A 24,275-nucleotide genomic window follows, 5' to 3' on the forward strand; every position below is an offset into this window, starting at 1 on the left:
TCCGGACCGGCCGTGCGTCGTGCGCATGACGAGTTGGTTCCGGCGCCCCGTCAACTCGGCACAGGCACCTCGGCGCAGCGCCTCAGCGCAGCGACTCAGCACAGCCCCGCCCGGCGCAGCCGGGACCGCAGCATGGGCGCGCAGCGCGGGCACTCGCACGGCGGCCACTCCCCGCTGATCGGGCCGCCCCAGTAGGACTCGCCGGGCAGCACCTCCAGCCGGGCGAGGTCGATCCGCTCACCGGCGGCGGTGATCCGGTAGATGTGCAGGGTCATGGCGCCGTGTCCGGGGTCGGGTTCGGGCTGGTCGTCGTCCGGGAAGTCGGCGGTGGGGGCGTGCAGGGGGTCGCGCATGGGTGGCTCATTTCCTGTCGCACACCGGGCAGTTCGGCCAGCCGAGCGGGCAGGACCCGCCCCCGGACGACACGGCCGAGGCAGTGCGCGTGATCAACGATGTAGTGCGTGAGTGCTTCGAGCGTCCGGACGCTGCACCCACCGATCTCGGCATGGAAACCCGCCGGGGTGCGGCTGATCCGACCGCCGCCCTCGACGCCAGGCAGCGCAGGCAGTCCAGCCAGCGCGAGAGCGTCCGCGAACGCTCGGACGGCCCGCTCGGCGGCCTCGCGCAGTTCGCGGACCTCGCGGTCTTCGGGCAGCTCAACTCGGCTGCTGGGCACGGGCGGCCAACCCATCACGGAGCAGGGCCACGATCCGGCGCACCACGTCGGGATGGGCCCGGCCGAGGTCGACCAGCACCAGACCGGTGAACCATCCCTCGTGCCAGTCCTCGCCGAGGGAGGGCAGATTGAGGCCGGCTTCGGCGAGGACGGCGCGCAACGCTTCGACGGCGTTCCGGGCATCCGCGCGGGCTTCCTCGGCGAGTTCGCCAATGCGAGTGGAACCTTGCTGGTTTGCCATTGAACAACTTCCTTTCGTGGCATTCTGCTATCAAGCATCGGCACTCCGTAGTACGTTGGCGAGACCAAATCCCTGACATCAGCTGCATGGCACGGAAGTAGGTTGGGACATGGCTGTGCGTCGTTCCGTGGAACAGGTTGCCCGCCCGCTCAGCCCGGAAGGGTTCGGCTGGTTGCTGCGGGATCTGCGCGAGGCCGCAAGTATGAAAATCGCTCCGCTCGCCCGCCAAGTTCCCTGTGACGGTTCGCTGTTGTCACGGTTCGAGTCGGCCGAACGGGTGCCGAAGCTGTCGACGGTGCAGCGGCTGGACGTGCTGCTGAAGACGGGCGGGCGGCTGGAGCGGGCCTGGCACGAGGTGGATTGGCACCGGGAAATCGAGCATCCTGATTGGTTCAAGCAGTTCGTCAAGGTGGAATCGACTTCGGTTCTTTTCCGGGACTACAACGTCTCCGCAATCCCAGGGCTGCTGCAGACTCCGGAATATGCCCGCGCCCTCCTGGCGAGAGGCCCGGCGCGAAAGGACGGCCCTTCACTGGAGCAGCGGGTGAAAGCTCGGATGAGTCGTCAGGAACGATTCCTGACGGAGGACGGCCCGCTGGCCTTCTTCGTCATCGACGAAGGCGTCCTGCGACGGATGGTGGGCGGTCGACTGGTGATGTACCACCAGTTGAAGCACATCCTCGACGTGATCGAGCGCTACCCGAACATCGTGGTGCAGATCGCCCCGGACGAACTGGGCGAGCACGTCCCCGCAACCGAGAGTTTCAAGCTGGTGACGCTGCCCGACGGCTCCGAGGTGATCTACTCCGAGAGCGTGACGCGCGGTCACTTTTCGCGTCAGCCAGAGGAGATCGAGCGCCTCTCACGGGCCTATGATCGGCTACGAGCGGATGCCCTCTCGGCGTCCGAGTCAGCCGACTTGATCCGCCGTGTCATGGAAGGACTGCTCAACGTGAGCCCAGAAATCCAGCCGCTCCCGACCAAGCTCTCGTGGTTCAAGGCCAGCAGCAGCGGCAACAACGGCGGCGACTGCATCGAGACCACGCGCGATCTCCTCCCCACCGGTCTGATGCCCGTCCGCGACTCCAAGAACCCGGACGGCCACGCGCTCACGTTCCCCGCTGACTCCTTCGCCGCCTTCATCAACGGCGTCAAAACCGGCGGTTTCGGCACCGTCTGACCCTGGAAAGACATGCGGACATGACCCTCACCTGGTTCAAGTCCAGCTACAGCGGCGAGAACGGCGGCAACTGCGTCGAGGCCTCCCCCGACCTCCTCCCCGCCGGCCTCGTCCCCGTCCGCGACTCCAAGAACCCCGACGGCCCCGCACTCGCCTTCCCCGCCGCCTCCTTCACCCGCTTCATCACCAGCGTCAAGGACGGCACCCTCCCCACCGCCTGACCCACCGCGCCCCCACCCCTCGGGGCGCGGGGTCGTGGTGGGTCGGCGAGGCGGTTGCCGGTGGAGAGGTACGCGCGAGAGTGCTGCCCACGCTGGACCACCTCCACCGAGCAGCCGCCGGATCCCCGGGAGCCGCCGCATCCGGACGGCAGCAGCCTCGGGTCCTGCTCGGCCCGGGTGATGGGGTGCCGGTCACCGGATGAGCCCTGCGTGCCGACCGGGCCGGGCAGGGTCAGCGGCGTGGATGAGCTGACGGAGCGCGCCGAAGTAGACCTCGTGGTCGACCACGGCAGGCAGGATTGCGGCGAGGTGCCCGGTCAGCACCGGGAACTCCTCGGGGTCGAGCGCGGCCAGCGCGGTGCGGGTGGCGGCCTGGGCGGCCTTCGGGTCCCGGTGGTCGACGAAGCTCGCGCTGCCGAGCGTGAGCAGATACATCCGCCGATAGGCGGTGATCGCCTCCTTCGGCGCCATACCGGCCGCGACCGAGTCGGCGAGCTGCGGTTCCACCAGGCGTTTCAGTAGCTGCGGGCCGAGCCAGGGCCGGTCGCCGCGCAGGGCGACCAAGCCCGGATGGGCCGTCAGCAGCTCGTAGAGCGCGGCGAAACGGGTCTCGGTGGCCGTGGCCCAGTCGATGCCGGGCGGGATGTCGGGTAGCCGGGCGGCGAGGTGGTCGGTGACCAGGTCCAGCAGTCCGGCCAGGTCCGTGCAGCGGCGCTGGAGCGAGGCGACGGAGATGCCCAGCGCGGTGGCCAGGGTGCGGAAGCTGAGCGCGCCGTGGCCTTGCTGATCCACGATCAACAGGGCTTTCTCGGCGATGCGTTCGTGAGTCGCGAGGTCCAGGGAAGCAGATTGCCTTGGCATGCGAGTCAGCGTACGGTACAGCGTATCGTCACGGTAGGCTTCCATCTCCTCACGGAGGCGACATGTCCCGCACCACGGCGCTCGACCCGCTGTTCACCGCAGTGACCACCCCGGCCTTCACCGACCGGCACCTGGCCAACCTCGCGGCCGGCACCCTCGCCGCTGTCCGCGTCCCCGGCTTCCTCGACCTGACGACCTGCCAGGCCGCGATGACGGCGGTGGACCGGCTGCCCACCGCCGACTACGACCCGGCCCGGGTGCCCACCCCGATCATCCGCTTCGGCCCCGCACTCAGCGACCACCGCGACCAGAACGGCGTGCTGGACGCCGACCGGTACTGGCGCGACGCCGAGGCTGCCCGCACCGCCTGGCACCGGGCCGGTCTGCGCCCGGACCCCATCACCGTCTCGCTGGCCCGCCTCGGCTGTGCCTGGGGCGCCGCCGTCACCCCGGCCACCATCGGCGGGCGCGCCGTGTTCGGCGGCACCCTGCGCGAAATCAACGCGGGTGCGTTCGTCCACTGCGACTCGATCACCCGGGAGTTCTCCGCCGGGCTCTTCGACCAAGAGGTCGTAGCCCAACTGGCGTTCAACGTCTGGGTCGCCGTCCCCGAGACCGGCGGGGCGACCACCGTGTGGCGCCACCGCTGGGAGCCGGCCGACGAACAGCACCGCCAGGCGTACGGCTACCGGCCTGAGACCGTCGAGCACTGCCAGCGGATCAGCCTGACCCCGCAGGTCGGCGACGCACTGCTGTTCAACCCCGCGAACTTCCACGCGGTCGATCCCTGCCCCGGGCAGCGGCGGATCGCCTTCGCCTTCTTCCTGGCACTCACCACCACGGGCCAGCTCATCGCCTGGTCCTGACCTTCTCATCGCAGGAGCGACAACGTGCACCAGCTCACGTACGGCGACATCAAGGCCGCCACCGACCGGATCGCCGGACGCATCCGCCCCATCGCCCTCGCACCCGTCGACCCCGGCGCGATCCGCCCCGCCCACCGCGACCCCCTGGACGACCGGCCCGAGCAGCCGTGCGAGGTGTGGCTGGCGTTGGAGTACATGCAGCACACCGGCTCATTCAAGGCCCGGGGTGCGCAGAACTTCATCCAGGCCCACCGCGACGGGGGCACCCTCCCTGACGCCGGGGTGACCATCGCGTCGGGCGGCAACGCCGGGCTGGCGTGTGCGTGGGCCGCCCAGCAGCAGGGCGTCCGGGCCACGGTCTTCCTGCCCACCACCGCCCCGGCGGTGAAGGTCGCCAAACTCCGCGGCTACGGCGCGGACGTGCGCCTGGTCGGCGCGGAGTACGCCGAGGCCCTCGCCGCGTGCGAGGAGTTCGCGGCGGCCACCGGGGCGCTTGCCTCGCATGCCTACGACCACCCACTCATCGCTGCCGGTGCCGGCACCCTGCTGGAGGAGATCCGGGCCCGAATTCCCGGCCTGGACACCGTGGTGGTCGCGGTCGGCGGCGGCGGCCTGTTCACCGGTGTGGCCACCGCCGCCCAGCATCACGGCATCCGCACCGTCGCGGTCGAGCCCGAGGACTGCCGCGCGCTCAACGCCGCCATCGACGCGGGCCACCTGGTCGACGTCACCGTGGACTCGATCGCCGCCGACTCCCTCGGCGCCCGCCGGGCCTCGCAGATGGCCCTGCACGCCGCCCAGCAGGACAGCGTCCACTCCGTGCTCGTCCCGGACAGCGAGATCGTCCGCGCCCGCCAGGCGCTGTGGGACCACCGCCGCGTCGCCGTCGAGCACGGCGCCGCGACCGCCCTGGCGGCCCTGACCTCCCCGGACCAGCAACTGCCCAACCGGGACCTGCCGAACCGCCCCGTCGAGCCGAGCCGCAGTTACCGGCCCGGCAACGGCGAGAAGATCGCCGTGGTGCTCTGCGGGGCCAATACCGACGTTCGGACGCTCATGCACCAGAGCAACGAGAACTGACCGGTCCGACCCGAAGCGGGCCGCACGATGGCCGACCGCCCATTCGTCCTGCTGAGCGTTGCCACCTCCGTCGACGGCTACATCGACGACACCTCGCCGCAGCGCCTCCTGCTGTCGAACGCGAGGACTTCGACCGCGTGGACCAGGTCCGCGCGGAGTCGGACGCCAGCCTCACCGGTGGCAACACCCTGCGCAGCGACAATCCGAGGTTGCTGGTCAACAGCGAGAAGCGCCGGGCGGACCGCGTCGCGGCCGGCAGGCCCGAGTACCCCCTCAAGGTGACCATCACCGCCAGTGGGGACCTCGATCGCGACCTCAAGTTCTGGCACTTCGGCGACAAGAAGGTCGCCTACAGCACCGACGCTGCCGCGCCGAAGCTCCGCGAGAAGCTGGACGGACTCGCCGACGTCGTCAGTACCGGCCCGACCGTGGACTTCGGCGTCCTGCTCGACGACCTGGCCGGCCGTGGCGTCGAGCGCCTCATGGTCGAAGGTGGCGGACAGATCCACACCCAGTTCCTGTCCCAGGGCCTGGCCGATGAAGTGCACCTTGCGGTCGCGCCCTTGCTCGTCGGGGACGCCGCCGCACCGCGCTTCGTCCACCCGGCCGACTACCCGGGTGGCAGCACGCGGCGCATGAAGCTCCTCGAGGCCCGCACCGTCGGCGACGTGGTCCTCCTGCGGTACGCGCCGAAGGCCGGCTCGGCCACCGTGGTCGGCGCGAGGTATCCGCTTGCCCGGAAAGGAAGCTGACGTCGACTCGGGTGCAGGCCGACGGTGAGGAAATAGCTGGTGTACGGATGGCGAGGACGGCTACTATGCCGCTCATGCACTTCTCCGATCCACACTGACAGATCGCCTGTCCGCTCCCGCGCCGCCTCCTCGTCACGAGTGATGGCCGGCGGGGCGGAACGCTGATCCGTCATGCCCGCGCGTGACCGGACCCGGCCCTGGCCGGGCGTCGGCACGCCCACTTCGGAGAACCCCATGTCAAGCCCCGACCGGGGCAGCGCGTCCTACCGCGCTGTCCTCACGCTGCCCCATGCCCGCTCCCTGTTCGCCGCCGCCATGCTCGCGCGGCTCTGCTACGCGCTGCTCAGCCTCCCCCTGCTGCTCGCGCTGCGGGAGGGTACCGGCTCCTACACCGTCGCCGGTGCCGCCAGCGGCTTGTTCGGACTGGTCAGCGCCCTGCTCGGACCTGCCAGAGCCCGACTGGTCGAGCGTCACCACGCCGCGTTGATGCTCCTGGCCGTCTGCTACGCGGTCCTGCTGTCCGCACTGGCCGCCGCCTGCGCCGCCCACCTGCCCGCTCTGCCCACCGCCTCCCTCGCCGTACTGGCGGGCACCTGCCCGCCCCCGGTCGGCCCGCTGATGCGGACCCTGTGGGGCCGGCTGACCACGGACGAGGCGCAGCATCAGTGCGCGTTGAGCCTGGACACGGCGGCGGAGTCCAGCGTCTTCGCGCTCGGTCCCGTCCTCGGTGGACTGCTGGTCGCCGCCTCCTGCGCGCCGGCCGTGCTCGCGGTGTGCGCGGCCCTGGTCATCATCGGCTTCGGCCTGCTGGCGGCGGGCCTGCGTCGGACCCCTGCGAGCGTGCGCGTGGCAGCACCCGCCGCTCGCCCTCGAAGCCCCCTGCGCGCCCCGGGGATCGCTCCGTTGCTGTTGCTCGTGCTCGCTGTCGCGAGTGCGCTGTGCCTCTTCGAGGTGGCGGTCCTCGCCGCCTGGGGAACGCTGGCGGCCGGGGTGCTGACCACCCTGTTCTCGGTCGGTGGCGTCCTCGGCGGCCTGGTGTACGGCCGACGCCAGTGGCGCGGAGACCTCGCCCGCCGACCGCTGGTGCTGGCCGCCTGCTCCGCCGTCTGCTACGCGATTCCCGCACTGCTGTACTCCGCGCCGGCGGCGGGCGTCGCCCTGCTGCTGGCCGGCGCGTGCACCGACGTCCTCCTGATCACGTCCTACCAACTCGTCGACCGGCTCGTCCCCGAAGGCTCACGCACCGAGGCCGGCGCGTGGGTCAACACCGCCTACAACCTGGGGGCGGCCATGGGGGCGGCCATCGGCGGTGTCCTGATCGACCGCTCCGGTTCACCGGCGGCCCTCACCGCCGCGGCCGGGCTGCTCGGTGTCTGCACGCTGATCTGCGCGCCGCTCGCACGTCGGCGTCACGCGGCGGAGGCGAAGACGGCCACCTCACCGGAGCCGGCCTGATCATCGGTGGAGCGGGGCCGCGCAGCCCGCGATCGCGGTGAACCCGGGCCCGCGCGCGTGCCGTTCACCGAGGTGTCGGCTCAGCATGGTCAGTCGGTCTGACCGAAGCCCGGAAGGTCCGTCATGGCCACCAGAAAGCCCCCGAAGGCCCTGCTCATCAGCGTCGCGCTCACCCTCCTGGTCGCCGTCGCGATCGTGCTCATCAGCCGGTCGTCCGAGACCGAGCCCGCCGCGGCACCACCGGCCACAGCAGCGCCGACCGACGGTTCCTCGGGCGACGATCCCTCCATCGCACCAGCTCCGGACAACCGCCCCACCCTGACGTTCAGCAGCCTGGACGGCCCGGTGACGCCGGCCGAGATCGCGTCGTTCACGTCCTACATCGAGACCCTCACGCCGTCGCCCGACAACGACGGCAACGCGTGGGCGCAGGGTCACAGCGGCGAGGACGTCAAGGCGATGGGCCTGGTCTACGAGGTCTCCGGCAACCGGGCGGTCCTGGACCGGATGATCGACTTCTGCGACACCGTGCTGTCCGAGCGGGACGACCTGGCGCCCGCCCCGGTCGGGCAGCACGTGCTCTGGACCGGCAGGATCGATCCCGCCTGGCCCGCCAAAACCAACGCCAAGCCCATCATCACCGGCGGTGAACAGGGCGACCCGGTGGGGCATCTGGCCGACTGCGCCCGGCTGATCCTGCAGACGCCCGCCATCTGGAAGCTGCCCGTGACGATCGGCGACCCGCACGGCTACGGCGCCACCTACCTGGACCGCGCGAAGAAGTTCGTCGCGGAGGCCGACACCGCCGTCGACGGGCACATCCTGGCCCGGCTGCTGGACCTCTCGCACGGCAACCGGCAGTACTTCGCGGCGGACTCGCCCTACAAGGGCGGCCAACCGGTGCCGTGGAACCAGCAGATGATGTTCGACTACGGCTTCCAGAACCTGGCGATCGACCACCAGATCCTGGGCGACGACCCGACGCGGGTGAGCAAGTACGACAACCTCGTGCAGACCAGCATCGACTGGTTCTTCGCGGATACGAAGCCGTACACCGACAAGGCGGGCAACACGGCCTACGACTGGTACTACGCCCCGTCGGCCGGTGCGAAGCCGACCGGCGACAAGGAGGACAACAACCACGGCAGCCTGGACTGCGCGGGCCTCTACCGGGCGTACCTGTCCGGCCGGTACCACATCACCCCGGCGATGCTGGCCCCGATCGCGAACACCTTCGTGGACGTGATGGCCACCGGGCACGACCACTACGCGGGCCGCATCGACGGCAGCACCGGCGTGGGGAACGGCTCCGCCACCCACTACGCGCGCAGCGGGTGGCTGCTGATGACCGAATTCCGGCCCAACGCGTACCAGCAGCTGGTGACCGCCAACTTCCCGCGGAAGACGACCACGGCGGACGACCAGTTCTCCCGCGTCCTGATGCTGCGGAGCCGGCGCGACAAGCAGCAGGTGAGCCCCACGCCCTGAGCAAGTGGTCTGCTGCGGCCAGGCCTTGAAGGCAGAGCAGGTGACCCGCGTCGGCGGCCCCGCCGGAATGATCACGGACCCGCGCGTTGTTGGAGCCCGACGGGGGTCGGGACAGCCGTCGGCCACCGGTCCAAGGCCAGCCGCACGACCTCACGGAGGCCCGGCGTGATCGACGCACGTCAGCGCAACACCGCCCTGCTCGTTGCCGGTTGCTTCTTCATGGAGAACCTCGACGGCACCATCGTCGTCACCGCGGCCCCGGACATCGGCAGGTCGCTGGCGGTGTCGGCGACCGCCGTCGGCGTGCTGGTCACCGCCTACGTGCTGACCCTCGCCGTGCTGATACCGCTCAGCGGCTGGCTGACCCACCGCTACGGCAACCGCAAGGTGTTCCTCTCCGCGATCGCCGTCTTCACCCTGGCCTCGCTGGGCTGCGCCGCCAGTGACAGCCTCGCCGAACTGGTCGCGCTGCGCGTCCTGCAGGCGGCCGGCGGCGCGATGATGGTGCCGGTGGGCCGGCTGATCGTGGTGGCCAGGGCCGAGAAGCAGGACCTGATGCGGGCGATCTCCTACACCGTCTGGCCCGGCCTGCTGGCCCCCGTGATCGCCCCGCTCGCCGGTGGGCTGCTCACCACCTACGCCTCCTGGCACTGGCTGTTCCTGATCAACATCCCGCTCGGCATCGTGGCGTTCGGCGTGGCCTGGCGGCTGATCGAGAACACCGGGGCCGGCACCCCGCCGCCGCTGGACTGGGTCGGCGTCCTGCTGACCTGCACCGGCCTGGCCGGGGTCACCTACACCGCCGACCTCGTCGCGCAGGGCACCGCGCCCTGGATCACGGTCACCGCCTGCGCCGCCGGCTCGTTCGCCCTGCTCGGCGCGGCGGTGTGGCACCTGCTGCGCACCCCGTACCCGCTGGTCGCCCTGCGGACGCTGCGCGTTGCCACCTTCCGGGCCGCCCAACTGGGCGGGTTCCTGTTCTGGCTGGTGGTCGGCGCGGTGCCGTTCCTGCTGCCGCTGATGTTCCAGACCGCGTTCGGGTGGAGTGCCGTCAAGTCCGGTGCCCTGGTGCTCTGCGTCTTCGTCGGCAACGTCGGCATCAAGCCCGCCACCATCCCGCTGACCAACCGCTTCGGCTTCAAGCCGCTGCTGGTCGCCGCCACCCTCGCGGTCGCCCTCAGCACGGTGGGCCTGGGCCTGACCACCGCCGCCACCGCGCTGCCGGTCATCGTCGTGCTGGCCCTGATCAGCGGCGTCGCCCGCTCGGTCGCGCTCTCCTCGTACAGCAACATCACCTTCAGCGACATCGCTCCGGCCCAACTGCGCGACGCCAACACGCTGGGCGCCACCACCACCCAGCTCGCCGCCGGCCTCGCCATCGCCGTCGCCACGGTGGCCCTGCGCCTCGGCGGCCCGCTCGGCCGCCTGCTGCCCGGCCCGCAGACCGGCAGCACCGCCTACACCGTGGCGTTCGGCCTGCTGGCACTGGCCGCGCTCGCCGCCACCGTCTCGGCCCTGCGGCTGAGTTCGCAGGCCGGCGACACCGTCCGCTCGTCCCGCCCGGCGGCAGCGGCGGTGCCGGCGGCGCCCGGCGACTAGGCCGGGCGGCGAGAGTGCCCGCGCGAGGGGATCAGCGCAGTGCGCTCAGTTCGGGTCGCGGTTGAACCGCGCCGTCGACCATCGGTAGCCGAGCGCGGTCAGGCCGAGGCACCAGGCGATCGCGATCCACCAGTTGTTGCCGATGTGGGTGCCGAGCAGCAGGCCGCGCAGGGTCTCGATGGCCGGTGTGAACGGCTGGTACTCGGCGATCGGCCGGAACCAGCCCGGCATCGTGCCGGCCGGGATGAAGGCACTGGAGATGAGCGGGAGGAGGATCAGCGGCTGTGCGCTGTTGGCGGCCGCCTCGGCGTTCGGGCTGGCCATCCCGATGCCGACCGCGATCCAGGTGAACGCCAGGGCGAACAGCACGACCAGCCCGAACGCCGCGAGCCAGTCCAAGGCCGTGGCGTCCGTGGGCCGGAAGCCGATGGCCACGGCGACCGCCCCGACCACGACCACGCTGGCGACGCACTGCAGCACGCTGCCGACGACGTGCCCGATGATCACGGAGCCGCGATGGATCGCCAGCGTACGGAAGCGGGCTATGAGGCCCTCGCTCATGTCCATGGAGATGTGCACCGCGGCCCCGATCACAGTGCTGCCGATGGTCATCATCAGAATGCCCGGGACGATGTAGGCGATGTACTCGGAGCGGTCGGCGCCGCCTCCGCCGATGCCCGCGCTCATCACGTCACCGAAGATGTAGACGAAGAGCAGCAGCAGCACGATCGGCGCGAGCAGCAGGTTCAGGGTCCCGGACGGGTAGCGCCGCGCGTGCAGCAGGTTGCGGCGCAGCATCGTGTTCGAGTCGCGGACGGCGACGGAGAGGGCGCTCATCGGACGTTCCCCTTCGGCTGGTTGGGGACGTCGGACGGGCCGGTGAGGGCGAAGAACACGTCGTCGAGGTCGGGGCTGTGCACGGTCAGCTCGTCCGCCTCGACGCCGACCGTGTCCAGCCGGTCGAGGATGGCGCGCAGCTCGCGCTGGCTGCCGTCGCTGGGGATCTGCAGCGCCAGCGCCTCGTCGTCCCGGGTCACCTCGCGCAGCGCGCAGGCAGCCGACTGGTACGCGGACGGGTCGGTGAAGCGCAGCCGCACGTGCCCGCCGGGGATGAGCCGCTTCAGCTCCTCGGCGCTCCCCTCGGCGGCGACCCTGCCGTCGTCGAGCACGGCGATGCGGTCGGCGAGTTCGTCGGCTTCGTCCAGGTACTGGGTGGTGAGGAAGACGGTGACGCCGCCGGTGACGAGTTCGCGGATGATCTGCCACATGTGGTGGCGGCTGCGCGGGTCGAGGCCGGTGGTCGGCTCGTCGAGGAAGATGATCCGCGGGTCGCCGACCAGGGTCATGGCGAGGTCGAGACGCCGCTTCATGCCGCCGGAGTAGGTGGCGGCGGGCTTCTTCGCGGCCTCCACCAGGTCGAAGCGCGCCAGCAGTTCGGCGGTGACCCGACGGCCCTCGCGCTTGGACAGGTGGTGCAGGTCCGCCAGCAGGAGCATGTTCTCCTCGCCGGTGATCAGGCCGTCGACGGCGGAGAACTGTCCGGTGACACCGATCGCGGCGCGCACGGCCTGCGGGTCGGCGGCGATGTCGTGGCCCGCGACCTGGGCATGGCCGCCGTCGGCGGTGATGAGGGTGGAGAGGATCTTCACGGCGGTGGTCTTGCCGGCGCCGTTCGGCCCGAGCAGCGCGAACACGGACCCGGCCGGGATGTACAGGTCGATGCCGTCGAGGACGGTCTTCTCGCCGTAGGACTTGCGCAGACCGACGGCGGAGATGGCGGCCGGCGACGGATGACCGCCGCTCTTCCTGGATGTGGGCATGACAGATAAGGGCATGGAGCTCTCCCGTTCGAAGGCTTTCAAGGGCTTTCGAAGGCTTTCGAAAGCTGAAGTGACTGGGGTCGCGCGGGTCTTCAGGACACCTCGGCCTCGGCGCGCGCGAGGTCGTCGGTCAGCCGCTTCCGCGCACGGGCGGGAACGTAGCCACCCTCCGAGTAGTTCTGGGCGAACGCCTCGACGAACTCCGCCGGGTCTTCCCCGACGATCTCGCGGATCGGCGTTCCGTCCGCCGCCGCCTGCTCGAACAGGTCGGCGAGGTCTTCGAACATCGACGCGTTGCTCTCGCCGTCCGTCGGCACGAAGTGCATCAGGTGCCGCTCGATCGCCTCGACCGCCGCGCGGTGGTTCGCGGGAAGCTCCTTGACCCGCGCCTTGTATGCCCTCCAGCGCTTCTTGGGCCCGATCACCTTCGAGATGAAGCCGCTCTTTTCGACATCGGACATGGTCACGCGCCCCCTTCGCGGAGCTGTTCCAGTCGTTCCGTGAGGAAGCTCCACGTCCTCCAGAACTCTTCGAGGTACTCCCGCCCCTGAGCATTGAGGGAGTGCACCTTGCGTGGCGGCCCCTTCTCGGAGGGGACCTTCGCCACGTCGACGAGGCCGCGCTTCTCGATCCTGACGAGCAGCGCGTAGATGGTCCCTTCGGCGATGTCGGAGAACCCCTGCTCCCGCAGCCGCGCCGTGATCTCGTAGCCGTAGGCGGGCCGGCCGGCCAGGGACGCCAGAATGATGCCCTCCAGCGTGCCCTTGAGCATCTCCGTCTCCAGCTTGGTCATGGAACACCTCCTTCCCGAGCTATTCAGTGTCATTGACTACCGGTACACCGTAACGCTGACTACCGGTACTTAGCAAGACGGAATAGCGAAGGGTCGACCGACGCCCCGCGGGAGAGAGTTACCCCTCTGATGGTCTGTTGTGTTTACTCTTGTGGGTTGTTGATTGGTGCAATATCGTATGGCACCACCGTCGAGGCCCGGACGCCCAGCGTCTCCCCCCACACCAGCGCCTCGCCGACGGCAGCTCTCCCAAAGCTCCGAGCCGCACGCCCCCACCAGCCGTGGCCAGCCCGCCCTCCGGGCGACCCCTGCCCCGGCATCCACCCTTCGGGAAGCCCCCACATGCGAACATCCCCGCCTCGCGTCGCCGGCCTGCTGGCCGCCATGGCCCTGGCCGTCTCCGGCCTCGGCGCGACCTCCCTCGCCACCGCTGCCCCGGCCGCCGCCCTCGGCAACGGCAACGCCCTGACCCCGCCCATGGGTTGGAACTCCTGGAACAGCCTGGGCCCGTCCGTCAACGAGACCGAGGTCAAGCAGACCATCGACTTCATGTCGTCCAACGGCCTGGCGCAGGCCGGCTACAACACCGTCACCATCGACGACGGCTGGTCGCTGCGTCACCGTGACGGCCAGACCACGGACTTCGTGAAGAACTCCGACAACGGGATGCAGCTGTACGACAACAACGGCAACCCGGTCTCCGGTACCGACGGCACCGGCAACGACCCCACCAGCGGCCACCTGATCCCGGACCCGGGCAGCTTCCCCAGCCAGGTGGTCAACGGGCAGACCATGAACGGCATCCAGTACCTGGCCTGGTACGCGCACAGCAAGGGCATGAAGTTCGGGCTCTACGCCACCGACACCTACACCACCTGCCAGGGCCACCCCGGGAGCCTGGGCCACGAGGCCACCGACGCCAACGACTTCGTCTCGTGGGGCGTCGACTTCGTGAAGTACGACGACTGTCCGTACGGCCCGACGATCACCGGCCCCGACGGCTACAGCTACTACCCGCAGGGCGAGGGCAAGGAGCTCACCGAGTCCATCTACGCCCGCACCCAGACCTTCCAGCGGGCCCTGGACGCGGCGACCGCCGCCGCGGGCAAGCCGAAGGTCACCCTCAGCCTGTCCGCGCAGCCCGCGCACACCGGCATCCCCTACCTGCTGAACGCCAACGACCCGGCCCGCACCGACCCGCTGATCGAGGCCGCCGGTGTCCAGCCGCACCAGGCGGCCGGGTACTACCCCACCGGAGTCTGGTGCGGCCAGGTCGCCAACATGTGCCGGATCGGCGGCGACCGGGACAGCGAGCTGGACGGCGTGCTCTACAACGGGCAGTTGCAGACCGCGCTGGCGTACCCGGGCAACGTCCACCCGGGCAGCTGGAACGACATGGACATGATGTTCGCCGGATGGCAGGACCCCAACGGCGTCTGGGGCGTCACCGACACCTACAAGGGCGACAAGCCGTTCACCGACGACGAGTCGCGCACCGAGCTGTCGATCCTGTCGATGATGGCCGCCCCGCTGATCTCCGGCGCCGACCTGCGCGCCACCGCCGACTCGCAGCACACCGCGAACGGCTACACCTGGTCCACCGGGATCGACTCCTCCGCGCTGGCGCTGCTGAAGAACCCCGACATGATCGCCGTCGACCAGGACAGCCTCGCCAAGCCCGCCACCCTGGTCGGCAGCCCGCCCACCTCCCCGACGGCCCCGGTGATCCTCAAGCGCCAGCTCGCCAACGGCGACCTGGCCGTGGCACTGATCAACCAGGACCCGAACAACTGGGCCATGCCCAGCGCCAGTTTCGCCGCCCTCGGGCTGACCGGCTCCAGCTACAGCTACCGGGACCTGTGGACCGGAGCGACCGGCACCGCCACCGGCACCATCGGCGGCGCCTGGATCCCGGCGCACGGCGTCACGCTCCTGCGCATCGCCGGCGGAGCCATCGGCATGGGTAGCGGCGGCAGCACCGGCAACGGTGCGACGGGCATCGTCGGTGACGGCAAGTACCACGCGATCAGCGCGGGCGGCACCGGTGGCCAGGCCCTCGAAGTCCAGGGCGGCTGCTACGCCAACCTCGGCGGCAACTCCGACATCAACGCCTACCAGAGCGGCGACGCCGCCCAGCAGTGGCAGTTCACGCCCAACCCGGACGGCACCGTGCAGATCAGCGACAACTGCTACACCGCCACCCAGTCGCACACCGTGCTGGCCGCCGGCGGCGGAGTCGGCACCGCCTATCTGCTCAACCCCACGGCCAACAACCCCTGGCAGGAGTGGAAGGTCGCCCAGAACAGCGCCGGCACGCTGACCATCACCAACGTCGGCAACGGCCTGACCCTGGACGTCGCCGCCGCCACCGCCGGCTCGAGCGGGATGACCAACCCGGCCAACTCGGGTGCGGCCGGCCAGAGCTGGACCGTGCTGTCCTGACCACCAGGCCCTGATCACCAGGCCCACATCACCAGGCCCTGACGACGCCTGACCCGACCATGGCCGGGCCCGGTACGGTGCGACACCGTACCGGGCCCTGCCGTCATCCGGGTCAGGTCAGGGGCACGGCGTCCCGGCCGAGGTGCCGGGCGAAGAACCGGACCGCGCTGTCGGCCTCGAACCTGGGCAACTCCTTGTGCCGGCCCGCGTTGGCGTGCAACGTCTTCTCCGTGGAGGCGAAGGCGTCGAACAGCGCGAGGCCGGCCTCGCGCGGGATGTGCTCGTCATCCCACTGCATGGCGAACTCGATCGGGATGGTGATCCGCTTCGCCTGCTCGGCCAGGACGTCGGGCCAGTGCTGGCCGAAGACCGCGGCGGTGATCCTGGGTTCGACCGCCACGAACGGCAGGCCGATCGCGGTGCCCATGTTGATGCCGAAGTAGCCGACCGGCCCGTCGGCGCCGATCTCCGGAAGCTGCTGGAGGGCGTCCAGGGTCGCCCGCCACTCGGGCAGCGCGAGTTCCGCCAGGTGGGCGTTGTATTGGACCACGATCGGGCCTTCCGGCTCGCCCGCCGCCCGCGCCCGGAACAGCTCGGCGATCTCCCGCTCGTCGTGCGCGGTGCGCGGCCGGTCGCCGTGACCGGGCGCGTCGATGACGGCGACGTGGAAGCCGCAGCCGGCCACCAGGCGCTGGGCCCGGCCCGCCATCGCCGGATGCTTCTTGTGGTTGCCGCCGCCGTGGCCCATCAGGACCAGGGGCGCGCGCTCGGTGGCGGATGCGGGCGACCAGAGGACGCCGGGGATCTGGCCCACCGTGAAGTCGCGCTCGACCATGCCGTTCGACGACGACTGGGCGGTGAACTGCAGAGAGTACATGGGGTGTTGCCTTTCGGGAGTGCCTTGTTGTCCAGGCGCTCCCGGCGACAGCTACGTCAGTCGCCCGGCCGTGACGGCAAGGCGGAGCACCCACATCGATCCAGCGTTCATGGGTCTCACCTCCTCGGGCGGTGTCACGGTCGGCTGGAAGCTATCAGCTGACGCATCGTGTGGCCCACCCCTTTTTCCCCGCTCTAGCCGCGGTCGCCGACCGGCTCCAGGTAGAGGGTGTCGGTGCCGCCGCCGTCCGCGTCGTTGGCGAACTCGGCGCCCGGCCAGTCCAGCTTGACCGAGTGGGTCTCACCGGGCGGGGTGATGGTCATGGTGTTGACCTTGATGCCGGTGTGGCCCTGCGGGTTGGTGCGGAACCAGATCGGGAACTGGGTGCTCGCCCCGGCGGCGAGGGTGACGGTGCCCGGCTGGTGCGGGCCGCGCGGCACCGAGGTGGGGCCCTCGCCGGTGGTCAGGTCCACCCCGGCGAAGCCGTACAGGGTGCAGCGCGTGCCCTTGTTGGTGAAGGTGACGCTGACCTCGCGCATGTCCGCCTCGGGCGGCGTCTGCTTGCCCACGGCGGCGCTGATGGCCAGGTTGGCGGTGGTGCACTGGTCGGCGGCCGGCGCGGCACCGGTCCCCGTCCCGGTGCCGGTGCCGCTGCCGCTGCCGGTGCCGGTCGAACCCGAGCCGGACGAGCCGGACGTGTGGGTCGAACCGCTGCCGGTCGAACCGCTGCCGGTCGAGCCGCTGCCCGTGGACCCGGTGCTGGTCCGCGCCGGGCTCTGGCCACCGGCGCTCACGGTCGCGCTGCCGCTCACATCCCCCTGACAGGCGGTCAGCGCCAGCCCCGCCATGACCGCCACCGCACTTGCCGCCAGGGCACGCTGAACACGCATCTCACTGTCTCCCAAAGGTGATTGAGGCCTGCGGCGCCCCCGCCGCGGCCTTTATGAGAATCACACAGGCGACCATGATCGTCCAGCTTGGAGCGCCCCCCGGGACAGAGCTGTGACGGTGTCCCGTTCCTGTCCCAGCGGGGTGCTCGTTTCAACCCGGACGGCCTGCTGCCGCGTTGCGCGCGCGGCAGCGGGCGGCGGCGGGCGGCAGCGGGCGGCTCAGCCCTGGGCGCCGGTGTTCTGCAGCTGGGCCCGCGCCTGGGACAGGCTCGACTGCGGCACGCCGATCAGCACCTGCGGGGAGCCGATCTCCTTGCTCGGGCAGAACCGGGCGTCCTTCACCGGCACGTTCACGATCAGCACCTCGTCGTTGCGGACCACGATGAGCTGACTGCCGGTCGTGCAGCTCGCGTTGGGGGCGACCGGCGGGGAGGAGAGCCAGCTGACGGGCTGGTAGACCACCTCCTGCGGCTTGAGCACGGTGCCGTGCGCCTGGTCGGTGGCGAAGGTCCCGCTGCCCAGCACGCCGGTCACCAGCTTGGTGAACGTGGGCGTGCCGTCGGTCCGCAGGTCGGCCGCCCCGTACATCACGCAGGCCTGCCCCGAGACATTGGTGAGCTTGACGACGCCGGTCCACCGGGGGTTCCCACTGCCGTCCAGGCCGACCATCTCGCCGGTGACATCGCTGTGCCCCTCCGAGCTGCCGCAGAGCGGAACATCGGCGCCGTCCGGCTTCGCCGCCGTCCCGCCGGGGTTCGCACCGGCCTGCGGCGCACCCCGCGTGGCCGAGCCGGCGGGCGCGCCGGTCACCGCCCCCGCCGCCGGCCCGGCCGACTTGGCCGGCGCGGCGGCCGACGGGGTCTCATCCGGTCCGCACGCGGTCAGCGCCAGCACGGCGCAGGTCAGGAGGGTGGCGGCGGTCAGGTGACGAGTCTTCAACAGTTCTCCCGAAACAAGTGATCAGCCCGCTCCACAACGCGGGCCAACCCTCTCCACGCCACCGACCACCCGCCAGGTTCACGGCCACCACGCGTTCGTTCCACTCGGCGGCACTCACCCACCACAGCCCCCGTCCACCTGGCCGTCGAGCCTCAGAGCCCGCAGCTGGCGACACGATCGGCGCAGAGCAGCCTCATGTCCTGCGGGTCGGACGTGAAGATCGTGACGTCACCGGGCTGCCGCAGCGCTACAGCCGCAAGGGCCGCGTCGATGGCGTACTTGTGCCCGTGCAGGCCGGCCATCTCAAGAAGCTCGATCGCCTCACCTGCGATCTCCCGAGTGACCGGTTCCACGGCGATCCTGGAAAGCGTCCACGCCCACGCGACCTTCTTGACGCGGTCATGATAGGCCTCGATGAGCGTCATCGACGTGGTCACGACGCGGATACCCGAGCGATCTGCGGCCTTCAGGCGGGCACCCGTCGTGCGGTCGCCGAGCACGGCCCGAGACAGGCCCTCGCTGTCCAGCAGATAGACAAGGTCGGACATCAGCCCGCCTTGCGGTCCGGCAAGGACCGGGCTCTGCGCTCCGCGTGCTGCCGCTCGAGAGCGAGGCGTTCCGCCTCGGCACGCGCCAGTTCCGCCTCGGTGACTTCGCCGTACTCGCCCTCCCACCAGCCGACGAACTCGTGCAGGCGGTCACGCGCGCGCTGGCGCTCCATGGCCTGCGCGACATACCGGCTGAAGCCACCGGGCCCCACCTCGGCACGGATCTCCTCCGCCAGCTCCTCGGGCAAGGTCACGGTGTGCTTCTTCGTTGCCATACCGGTCATCATGCCGATCGGAAGGCTATCCGACCGGCTCCCGCCTCAGCCCTCCTCACCCTCGCCACCGCCGTCCCGCAGCCCCGACCAGTCGAGCACCAGCTGCTGGCGGCGCGGCAGCCGGCTGACGATCAGGTCGTAGGAGTCCTCGATCATCTCCAGCAGCACCCGCTCGGGCACCGAGCCGTCGAGCAGCACCGTGTTCCAGTGCCGCTTGTTCAGGTGCCAGCCGGGCGTGATCGCCGGGTAGCCGGCCCGCAGCCGCACCGCCACCTCGGGCTCGCACTTGAGGCTGACCTTCAGCGGCTCGCCGTCCAGGGTGCTGATCGCGAAGATCTTCCCGCCCACCTTGAAGACCGAGGTCTCCGGGTTGAACGGGAAGGTCTCCTCGGCACCGTTGAGGTCCAGGCAGGCGGCCTTGAGCTGATCGGGCGTCATGGGCGGCTTCGTCGTCATGGCGGACAGTCTGCCGAACGGCACTGACGGCCGGAGCGGAGCAGCGGGCCGGCCGAACGCCGCAGGGCCCGTGCACCAAGTGGTGCACGGGCCCTGCGGAAAGGCTGCTGCCGAGCCGTCAGCGCGCGGCGCGGCGCTGGCGTCCGGTGCCGTAGTTGGAACCGGACTGCGAGCCGCTGCCCGGCTTGCTGCCCGAGGCGGCCTTGCCGATGAAGCCGGCCGCCGTACGGGAGCCGCCACCTGCGGTGGCGCCGCCCTGGCCCATCCGCTGCTTGGGGCGGCGGCGCTTCGGGTTGCCGTTGATGTCCACGTCGGTGGGACGCGAGGAGCGCGGGCCGGCCGGGCGGCGCTTGCTGGTGCTGGTGCCGGCGGGCGCGGCCTGCTCGGCGGTGACCGGCGGGGCCAGCGTGACCGCGACACCCGAGGGGGTGCGGGCGCCGGTGATCCGGGCCAGCTCGGCGTCGCCGGGGCGGACCTTGGTGGTGACCGGGCGGATCGCGGCGGCGGCCATCAGCTTGGTCATGTCCCGGCGCTGCTCGGGCAGCACCAGGGTGACCACGGTGCCCGACTCGCCGGCCCGCGCGGTGCGACCGCCGCGGTGCAGGTAGTCCTTGTGGTCGATCGGCGGGTCCACGTTGACGACCAGGTCGAGGCCGTCGATGTGGATGCCGCGCGCCGCGACGTTGGTGGCGATCAGCGCGGTGACGTGGCCGTCGCGGAACTGGTCCAGGGTGCGGTTGCGCTGCGGCTGCGACTTGCCGCCGTGCAGCGCGGCCGCGCGCACGCCGCTGGCCAGCAGCTGCTTGGCGAGGCGGTCGGCGCCGTGCTTGGTGTGCACGAACATGATCACCCGGCCCTCGCGGGCGGCGATGTGCGCGGTGGCGGAGGCCTTGTCGGCCGCCTCCAGCTGGAGCACGTGGTGCTCCATGGTGGTGACCGCGCCCGCCGAGGGGTCCACCGAGTGGGTGACCGGGTCGGTCAGGAAGCGCTGCACCAGGCGGTCGATGTTCCGGTCCAGGGTGGCGGAGAAGAGCATCCGCTGCCCGCCCTCGGCGACCTGCTCGAGGAGCTTGGTGACCTGCGGCAGGAAGCCCATGTCGGCCATCTGGTCGGCCTCGTCCAGGACGGTGATCCGCACCTGGTCGAGCCGGACGTCCTGGCGGTTGATCAGGTCGTCGAGCCGGCCCGGGGTGGCCACCAGCACCTCGGCGCCGCGCCGCAGCGCGTTGGCCTGGCGGGTGATCGACATGCCGCCGACCACGGTGGCGATCCGCAGGTTGACGGCGGTCGCGTACGGGGTGAGCGCGTCGGTGACCTGCTGGGCCAGCTCGCGGGTCGGGACCAGCACCAGGGCCAGCGGCTTGCGGGCGTCCGCGCGCTGTCCGGCGGTGCGGGCCAGCAGCGACAGGCCGAAGGCGAGCGTCTTGCCGGATCCGGTGCGGCCGCGGCCGAGCACGTCACGGCCGGCCAGCGAGTCCGGCAGGGTGGCGGACTGGATCGGGAAGGGCTCGGTGACGCCCTCGCGGGTGAGTGCCGAGAGCAGGCCCTTGGGCATCTCCAGCTCGGCGAAGGTGGCGGCCGGCGGGCGCGCGGGGGTGCCGGTCACCACGGTGAAGTCGGCGGGCTCGGCGACGCGGCTCTTGCTCGCGCCACGGCTGCGGCTCTGGGACTGGCTGCGCAGCCCGCCCGAGCTGCGGCCGGCGCGCGCCTGGGCGTCGCTGAAGCCGCCGGCGCTGCCGGAGCCCTGCGAGCGGCTGCCGCCGGAGCCGGCGCGGCCGGTGCCCGAGCCCTGTGCGCGGCTGCGGCCACGGCCGCCGGTGGGGCGTGACTGATCGGTCATACGGTGGTACTCCGTCCTGAGCGGCCACCGTCTACCGGGTGACCTGGGGGTCGGCCGCCAGGAGGAAGATCGCCGCCCCGGCCGTTGGGCGACATGGGCGAAGGCCCGCACCGTGCGGTACGGGCCTTCGCTGCGTCTAGCGCGTCCAGCGAGAAGCTGGAACGTCAGCCGATGACGCGGATGTTCTCGGCCTGCGGGCCCTTCTGGCCCTGCGTCACGTCGAACTCGACCTGCTGGCCCTCAAGGAGCTCGCGGAAGCCGTTGGCGCTGATGTTCGAGTAGTGGGCGAAGACGTCAGGGCCGCCCTCAGCCTGCTCGATGAAGCCGAAGCCCTTTTCGCTGTTGAACCACTTCACGGTGCCGGTAGCCATAACCGTCTCCTCTAAATACTGGGGCAACGAGATCCACACCTCGTGAACCTCGCGTAGCCGCGATCCCCATCCGGAGATGACACCGGACAAAACAAATGCGCCTGTTGGTTGGACCAGCAGGCGCACACAAACGTTCATGGGAACCAAAACTGCAACTGAGTCGACTGTAGCACGACCGGCCCCGAAGATGATCGGACTATTTTCGGCCTCCTTGGCTCGCCCCGCACGTGGAACGGGCGGGCCGGCCCGGGGATCCCTCCCGGGTCGGCCCGCCCGTGGCGGTGCGGTGCGGTGGCAGGTCAGCGGCGGCCGACCGGCTCCCGGTCACCGCCCGCGGCCGGCTGGTCGACCGGCACCGCGTGGTCGGGCATGCCCTGGTGGCCGGGCCACCAGGCCGCGCGGCCGAGCAGCGCGGTCAGCGCGGGTGTGAAGAACATCGCCATCACGAAGGCCGAGACCACGATGCCGAAGGCCACCGAGAAGCCGATCTGGCTGAACAGGCTGTTTCCGGCCAGCAGCATGGTGGCGAAGGTCGCCGCCAGGATGCCACCCGCCGCCGCGACGGTCGGGCCGCCGTGCCGCAGCGCCATCGAGGCCGCCTCGCGGGGGTTGCGGCCCTCGCGGGCCTCCTCGCGCAGTCGGGCGATCATCAGGATGTTGTAGTCCGTCCCGATCGCCACCACGAACAGGTAGATGAACATCGGCAGCATGAACATCAGGCCGGACTGGCCCTCGATGTTCTGGAACAGCAGGGTCGTGGCACCGACCGTGGCACCGAAGCCGAGGCCGACCGCCGCCATCAGGTACCAGGGCGCCACCGCACTGCGCAGCAGCAGGCCGAGGATCAGCATGATCAGCAGCGCCGCGACCGGGAAGACCAGCGAGTAGTCGTGGGCCATCGCGGTGTTGATGTCCTTGTAGATGGACGTGATGCCGCCCACGTACGCCTTGGTGCCCTGCGGGGCGTCGGCGTGCGCCACCGAACGCAGCTTGCCGACGGTGTCGATCGCCTTGTTGGAGGCCGGGTCGTCCTTGAGCATGACCGTGAAGTTGGCGGTCATGTGGTCGGCGCTCAGCAGCGGCTGCGGGCTGACCTGCGCCACCCCGTCGACGGCCTTGAGGTCGGCGACGTACTCGGCGAAGGCACCCTTGTCGAGCGGTGCGCCGTTGGTCGAGGTCAGGTAGACCTGCGACGGGTCGGCGGCACCGGCCGAGAAGGCGCTGGCCATCGTGTTCTGGACGACCATCGACTCCTTGGTCTTCGGCATCGAGCCGGAGGCCAGGTCGAAGTTGCCCTTGTAGCCGGTGGCGCCGAGCGCCAGGGCCACCAGGATCAGACCGGAGACGGCGGCCACCATGGCCGGACGGCGCTGCACGATGCGGCCCAGCGCGGCGAACTTGGCACCGGCCGGCTCCTGCCGCCAGCGCGTCTTGGGCTGCACGTCCTGCCGGAGCAGGCCCTTGCGGACCGCGTAGATCAGGCCCTTCTCCCAGAACAGCACCCGCTCCGGGATCCGCGAGAGCACGGCCGGCACCAGGGTGACCGAGGCCAGCGCCGTGACGGCGACCGCGATCGCCAGCGAGGGGCCCATCGCCTTGAACATGCCCAGGCTGGAGAGGACCAGCACGCTGAAGGCCACGATGACCGCACCGGCGGCCGAGGAGATCGCCTCGCCGACCCGGCCGACGGCGTTGACCATCGCGGTCTGCCGCTCCTCGCCGGCTCGCAGCCGTTCGCGGTAGCGGAAGATCAGGAAGAGGAAGTAGTCGGTACCGACGCCGAACAGCACCACGATCAGGATCGCCGAGACCGAACTGTCCGCCTTGAGGCCGAAGGCCTTGCTGGCGTCCGCGATCAGGCCGTTGGCGACCGAGGAGAAGACCGCGATCATCATCACCGGGAGCAGGGCGATGATCGGGCTGCGGAAGATCAGGAAGAGCGTCAGCAGGATGATGACGACCGTGCCGCCACCGATCAGCGCGTTGGCCAGCTTGGAGGAGTCCTGCTGGTCCAGGTTCTGCGCGGCCGGGCCGCCGAGCTGCACCTTGAGGTCACTGCCGGCCGCCAGCGTCTTGGCGTCGTCGCGAAGCGACTTGGCCGCGTCGGCGGTCGCCGTCCCCGCCTGCGGGGTGTTCTTGTCGAAGCCGATCATCGACAGCGCGTAACGGCCGTCCGCCGAGTAGGACCCGCCCTGCGCGGCCGGCTTGGGGCTGACCGGGAGGACCGTCTGGACGTACTGGATCTTCTCGGCGGTGAGCCCCTCGGTGACCTTGGCCATCACGGCCTGGTCGCCGGCGTCCAGCTTCCCGCCGTCGTTGCGCTCGAAGAGCAGCATCGCGGAGGGGGTGAAGTTGGCCGGGAAGGCCTTCTGCTGGAGATCCGAGGCCTGGATCGACTCGTAGTGGGTGGGCAGGAAGGAGCTCTCGTCCGTCTGCGCCGTCAGCGTCGGAGCTGTGGCGACGATGGCGACAGCGGCGACGATCCAGGCGACAATCACCCACCACGCCCGCTTGACGACGAAGTGTCCGATTCGGTGGAACATGCTTGCGATGCCTCCTGGCATGGTTCACCGCAGCCCTTGGGGGACGGGACGCCGGGCGACGG

General features: G+C 70.7%; 25 protein-coding genes. 9 read left to right on the forward strand and 16 right to left on the reverse strand.

What is annotated here, in order from left to right; genetic code table 11:
• Window positions 1–95: 95 nt before the first annotated feature.
• Together OG403_RS09675 and OG403_RS09680 are read right to left on the reverse strand one after the other, a co-directional pair.
• Entirely contained in the window at window positions 96–353 is a 258-nt protein-coding gene (locus tag OG403_RS09675; protein WP_329563179.1) for a hypothetical protein, read from the reverse strand.
• Window positions 354–656: 303 nt separating this feature from the next.
• A complete protein-coding gene (locus OG403_RS09680) occupies window positions 657–917 on the reverse strand; it encodes a hypothetical protein (protein ID WP_329563181.1) in 261 nt (86 codons plus the stop codon).
• A gap of 109 nt (window positions 918–1,026) precedes the next feature.
• Between OG403_RS09680 and OG403_RS09685 the strand changes: the two genes are divergently transcribed.
• Window positions 1,027–2,097, forward strand: coding sequence for a Scr1 family TA system antitoxin-like transcriptional regulator (locus OG403_RS09685; RefSeq protein ID WP_329563183.1), 1,071 nt, complete (start codon window positions 1,027–1,029; stop codon window positions 2,095–2,097).
• Window positions 2,098–2,117: 20 nt separating this feature from the next.
• Complete coding sequence (locus tag OG403_RS09690) at window positions 2,118–2,318, forward strand: DUF397 domain-containing protein (RefSeq protein WP_329563184.1); 201 nt, start codon at window positions 2,118–2,120, stop codon at window positions 2,316–2,318.
• Between the two features lie 192 nt (window positions 2,319–2,510).
• Here OG403_RS09690 and OG403_RS09695 read toward each other — a convergent pair whose 3' ends face one another.
• Window positions 2,511–3,110, reverse strand: coding sequence for a TetR/AcrR family transcriptional regulator C-terminal domain-containing protein (locus OG403_RS09695; RefSeq protein WP_329563186.1), 600 nt, complete (start codon window positions 3,108–3,110; stop codon window positions 2,511–2,513).
• A 131-nt stretch (window positions 3,111–3,241) separates the two neighbouring features.
• On the opposite strand from OG403_RS09695, the gene OG403_RS09700 reads away from it, so the two are divergent.
• The 6 genes from OG403_RS09700 (at window position 3,242) to OG403_RS09725 (ending at window position 10,419) form a co-directional block, all read left to right on the forward strand.
• Window positions 3,242–4,045, forward strand: coding sequence for a 2OG-Fe(II)-dependent halogenase WelO5 family protein (locus tag OG403_RS09700; RefSeq protein WP_329563188.1), 804 nt, complete (start codon window positions 3,242–3,244; stop codon window positions 4,043–4,045).
• Window positions 4,046–4,069: 24 nt separating this feature from the next.
• Entirely contained in the window at window positions 4,070–5,125 is a 1,056-nt protein-coding gene (locus tag OG403_RS09705) for a threonine/serine dehydratase (RefSeq protein WP_329563190.1), read from the forward strand.
• Window positions 5,126–5,262: 137 nt separating this feature from the next.
• Window positions 5,263–5,877: a RibD family protein gene (locus OG403_RS09710; RefSeq protein ID WP_329563192.1), complete on the forward strand. Its 615-nt coding sequence runs from the start codon at window positions 5,263–5,265 to the stop codon at window positions 5,875–5,877.
• 234 nt (window positions 5,878–6,111) lie between these two features.
• Window positions 6,112–7,332 carry an MFS transporter gene (locus tag OG403_RS09715; RefSeq protein ID WP_329563194.1) on the forward strand — a complete coding sequence of 407 codons (1,221 nt, stop codon included), beginning with the start codon at window positions 6,112–6,114 and terminating at the stop codon, window positions 7,330–7,332.
• Between the two features lie 123 nt (window positions 7,333–7,455).
• Entirely contained in the window at window positions 7,456–8,820 is a 1,365-nt protein-coding gene (locus tag OG403_RS09720) for a hypothetical protein (protein WP_329563195.1), read from the forward strand.
• 165 nt (window positions 8,821–8,985) lie between these two features.
• The gene (locus OG403_RS09725) at window positions 8,986–10,419 is read left to right on the forward strand and encodes an MFS transporter (RefSeq protein ID WP_329563197.1); all 1,434 of its coding nucleotides are present in this window, start codon (window positions 8,986–8,988) and stop codon (window positions 10,417–10,419) included.
• Window positions 10,420–10,464: 45 nt separating this feature from the next.
• On the opposite strand, the gene OG403_RS09730 is transcribed toward OG403_RS09725, so the two are convergent.
• The 4 genes from OG403_RS09730 to OG403_RS09745 all read right to left on the reverse strand — a co-directional run bounded on the left by OG403_RS09730 (window position 10,465) and on the right by OG403_RS09745 (window position 13,032).
• On the reverse strand, window positions 10,465–11,256 hold the full coding sequence (locus OG403_RS09730) for an ABC transporter permease (RefSeq protein ID WP_329563199.1): 792 nt from the start codon (window positions 11,254–11,256) through the stop codon (window positions 10,465–10,467).
• Window positions 11,253–12,239: an ATP-binding cassette domain-containing protein gene (locus tag OG403_RS09735; protein WP_329563201.1), complete on the reverse strand. Its 987-nt coding sequence runs from the start codon at window positions 12,237–12,239 to the stop codon at window positions 11,253–11,255. Before OG403_RS09735 ends, OG403_RS09730 begins: the two co-directional genes overlap by 4 nt.
• Before the next feature lie 92 nt (window positions 12,240–12,331).
• Window positions 12,332–12,700, reverse strand: coding sequence for a DUF1048 domain-containing protein (locus tag OG403_RS09740; protein ID WP_329572212.1), 369 nt, complete (start codon window positions 12,698–12,700; stop codon window positions 12,332–12,334).
• A gap of 2 nt (window positions 12,701–12,702) precedes the next feature.
• Window positions 12,703–13,032: a PadR family transcriptional regulator gene (locus OG403_RS09745; protein ID WP_329563203.1), complete on the reverse strand. Its 330-nt coding sequence runs from the start codon at window positions 13,030–13,032 to the stop codon at window positions 12,703–12,705.
• 342 nt (window positions 13,033–13,374) lie between these two features.
• Between OG403_RS09745 and OG403_RS09750 the strand changes: the two genes are divergently transcribed.
• Entirely contained in the window at window positions 13,375–15,474 is a 2,100-nt protein-coding gene (locus OG403_RS09750) for an alpha-galactosidase (RefSeq protein WP_329563205.1), read from the forward strand.
• 112 nt (window positions 15,475–15,586) lie between these two features.
• On the opposite strand, the gene OG403_RS09755 is transcribed toward OG403_RS09750, so the two are convergent.
• The 9 genes from OG403_RS09755 to OG403_RS09795 all read right to left on the reverse strand — a co-directional run bounded on the left by OG403_RS09755 (window position 15,587) and on the right by OG403_RS09795 (window position 24,213).
• On the reverse strand, window positions 15,587–16,351 hold the full coding sequence (locus OG403_RS09755; protein WP_329563207.1) for an alpha/beta hydrolase: 765 nt from the start codon (window positions 16,349–16,351) through the stop codon (window positions 15,587–15,589).
• Window positions 16,352–16,545: 194 nt separating this feature from the next.
• Window positions 16,546–17,241: a DUF4232 domain-containing protein gene (locus OG403_RS09760; RefSeq protein WP_329563209.1), complete on the reverse strand. Its 696-nt coding sequence runs from the start codon at window positions 17,239–17,241 to the stop codon at window positions 16,546–16,548.
• Window positions 17,242–17,460: 219 nt separating this feature from the next.
• Complete coding sequence (locus OG403_RS09765; RefSeq protein ID WP_329563210.1) at window positions 17,461–18,180, reverse strand: hypothetical protein; 720 nt, start codon at window positions 18,178–18,180, stop codon at window positions 17,461–17,463.
• 152 nt (window positions 18,181–18,332) lie between these two features.
• Entirely contained in the window at window positions 18,333–18,728 is a 396-nt protein-coding gene (locus tag OG403_RS09770) for a PIN domain-containing protein (protein WP_329563212.1), read from the reverse strand.
• On the reverse strand, window positions 18,728–19,003 hold the full coding sequence (locus tag OG403_RS09775) for a hypothetical protein (RefSeq protein WP_329563214.1): 276 nt from the start codon (window positions 19,001–19,003) through the stop codon (window positions 18,728–18,730). The genes OG403_RS09770 and OG403_RS09775 overlap by 1 nt, the downstream gene beginning before the upstream one ends.
• 45 nt (window positions 19,004–19,048) lie before the next feature.
• Entirely contained in the window at window positions 19,049–19,441 is a 393-nt protein-coding gene (locus OG403_RS09780; protein WP_329572213.1) for an MmcQ/YjbR family DNA-binding protein, read from the reverse strand.
• A gap of 136 nt (window positions 19,442–19,577) precedes the next feature.
• The gene (locus OG403_RS09785; protein ID WP_329563216.1) at window positions 19,578–21,299 is read right to left on the reverse strand and encodes a DEAD/DEAH box helicase; all 1,722 of its coding nucleotides are present in this window, start codon (window positions 21,297–21,299) and stop codon (window positions 19,578–19,580) included.
• A gap of 164 nt (window positions 21,300–21,463) precedes the next feature.
• Window positions 21,464–21,670 carry a cold-shock protein gene (locus OG403_RS09790; protein ID WP_329563218.1) on the reverse strand — a complete coding sequence of 69 codons (207 nt, stop codon included), beginning with the start codon at window positions 21,668–21,670 and terminating at the stop codon, window positions 21,464–21,466.
• A 299-nt stretch (window positions 21,671–21,969) separates the two neighbouring features.
• Window positions 21,970–24,213, reverse strand: a complete 2,244-nt coding sequence (locus OG403_RS09795; RefSeq protein WP_329563220.1) for an MMPL family transporter — start codon at window positions 24,211–24,213, stop codon at window positions 21,970–21,972.
• Between the last annotated feature and the right edge of the window lie 62 nt (window positions 24,214–24,275).

This window comes from Kitasatospora sp. NBC_01266, from assembly GCF_036242395.1.
GTDB lineage: Bacteria > Actinomycetota > Actinomycetes > Streptomycetales > Streptomycetaceae > Kitasatospora.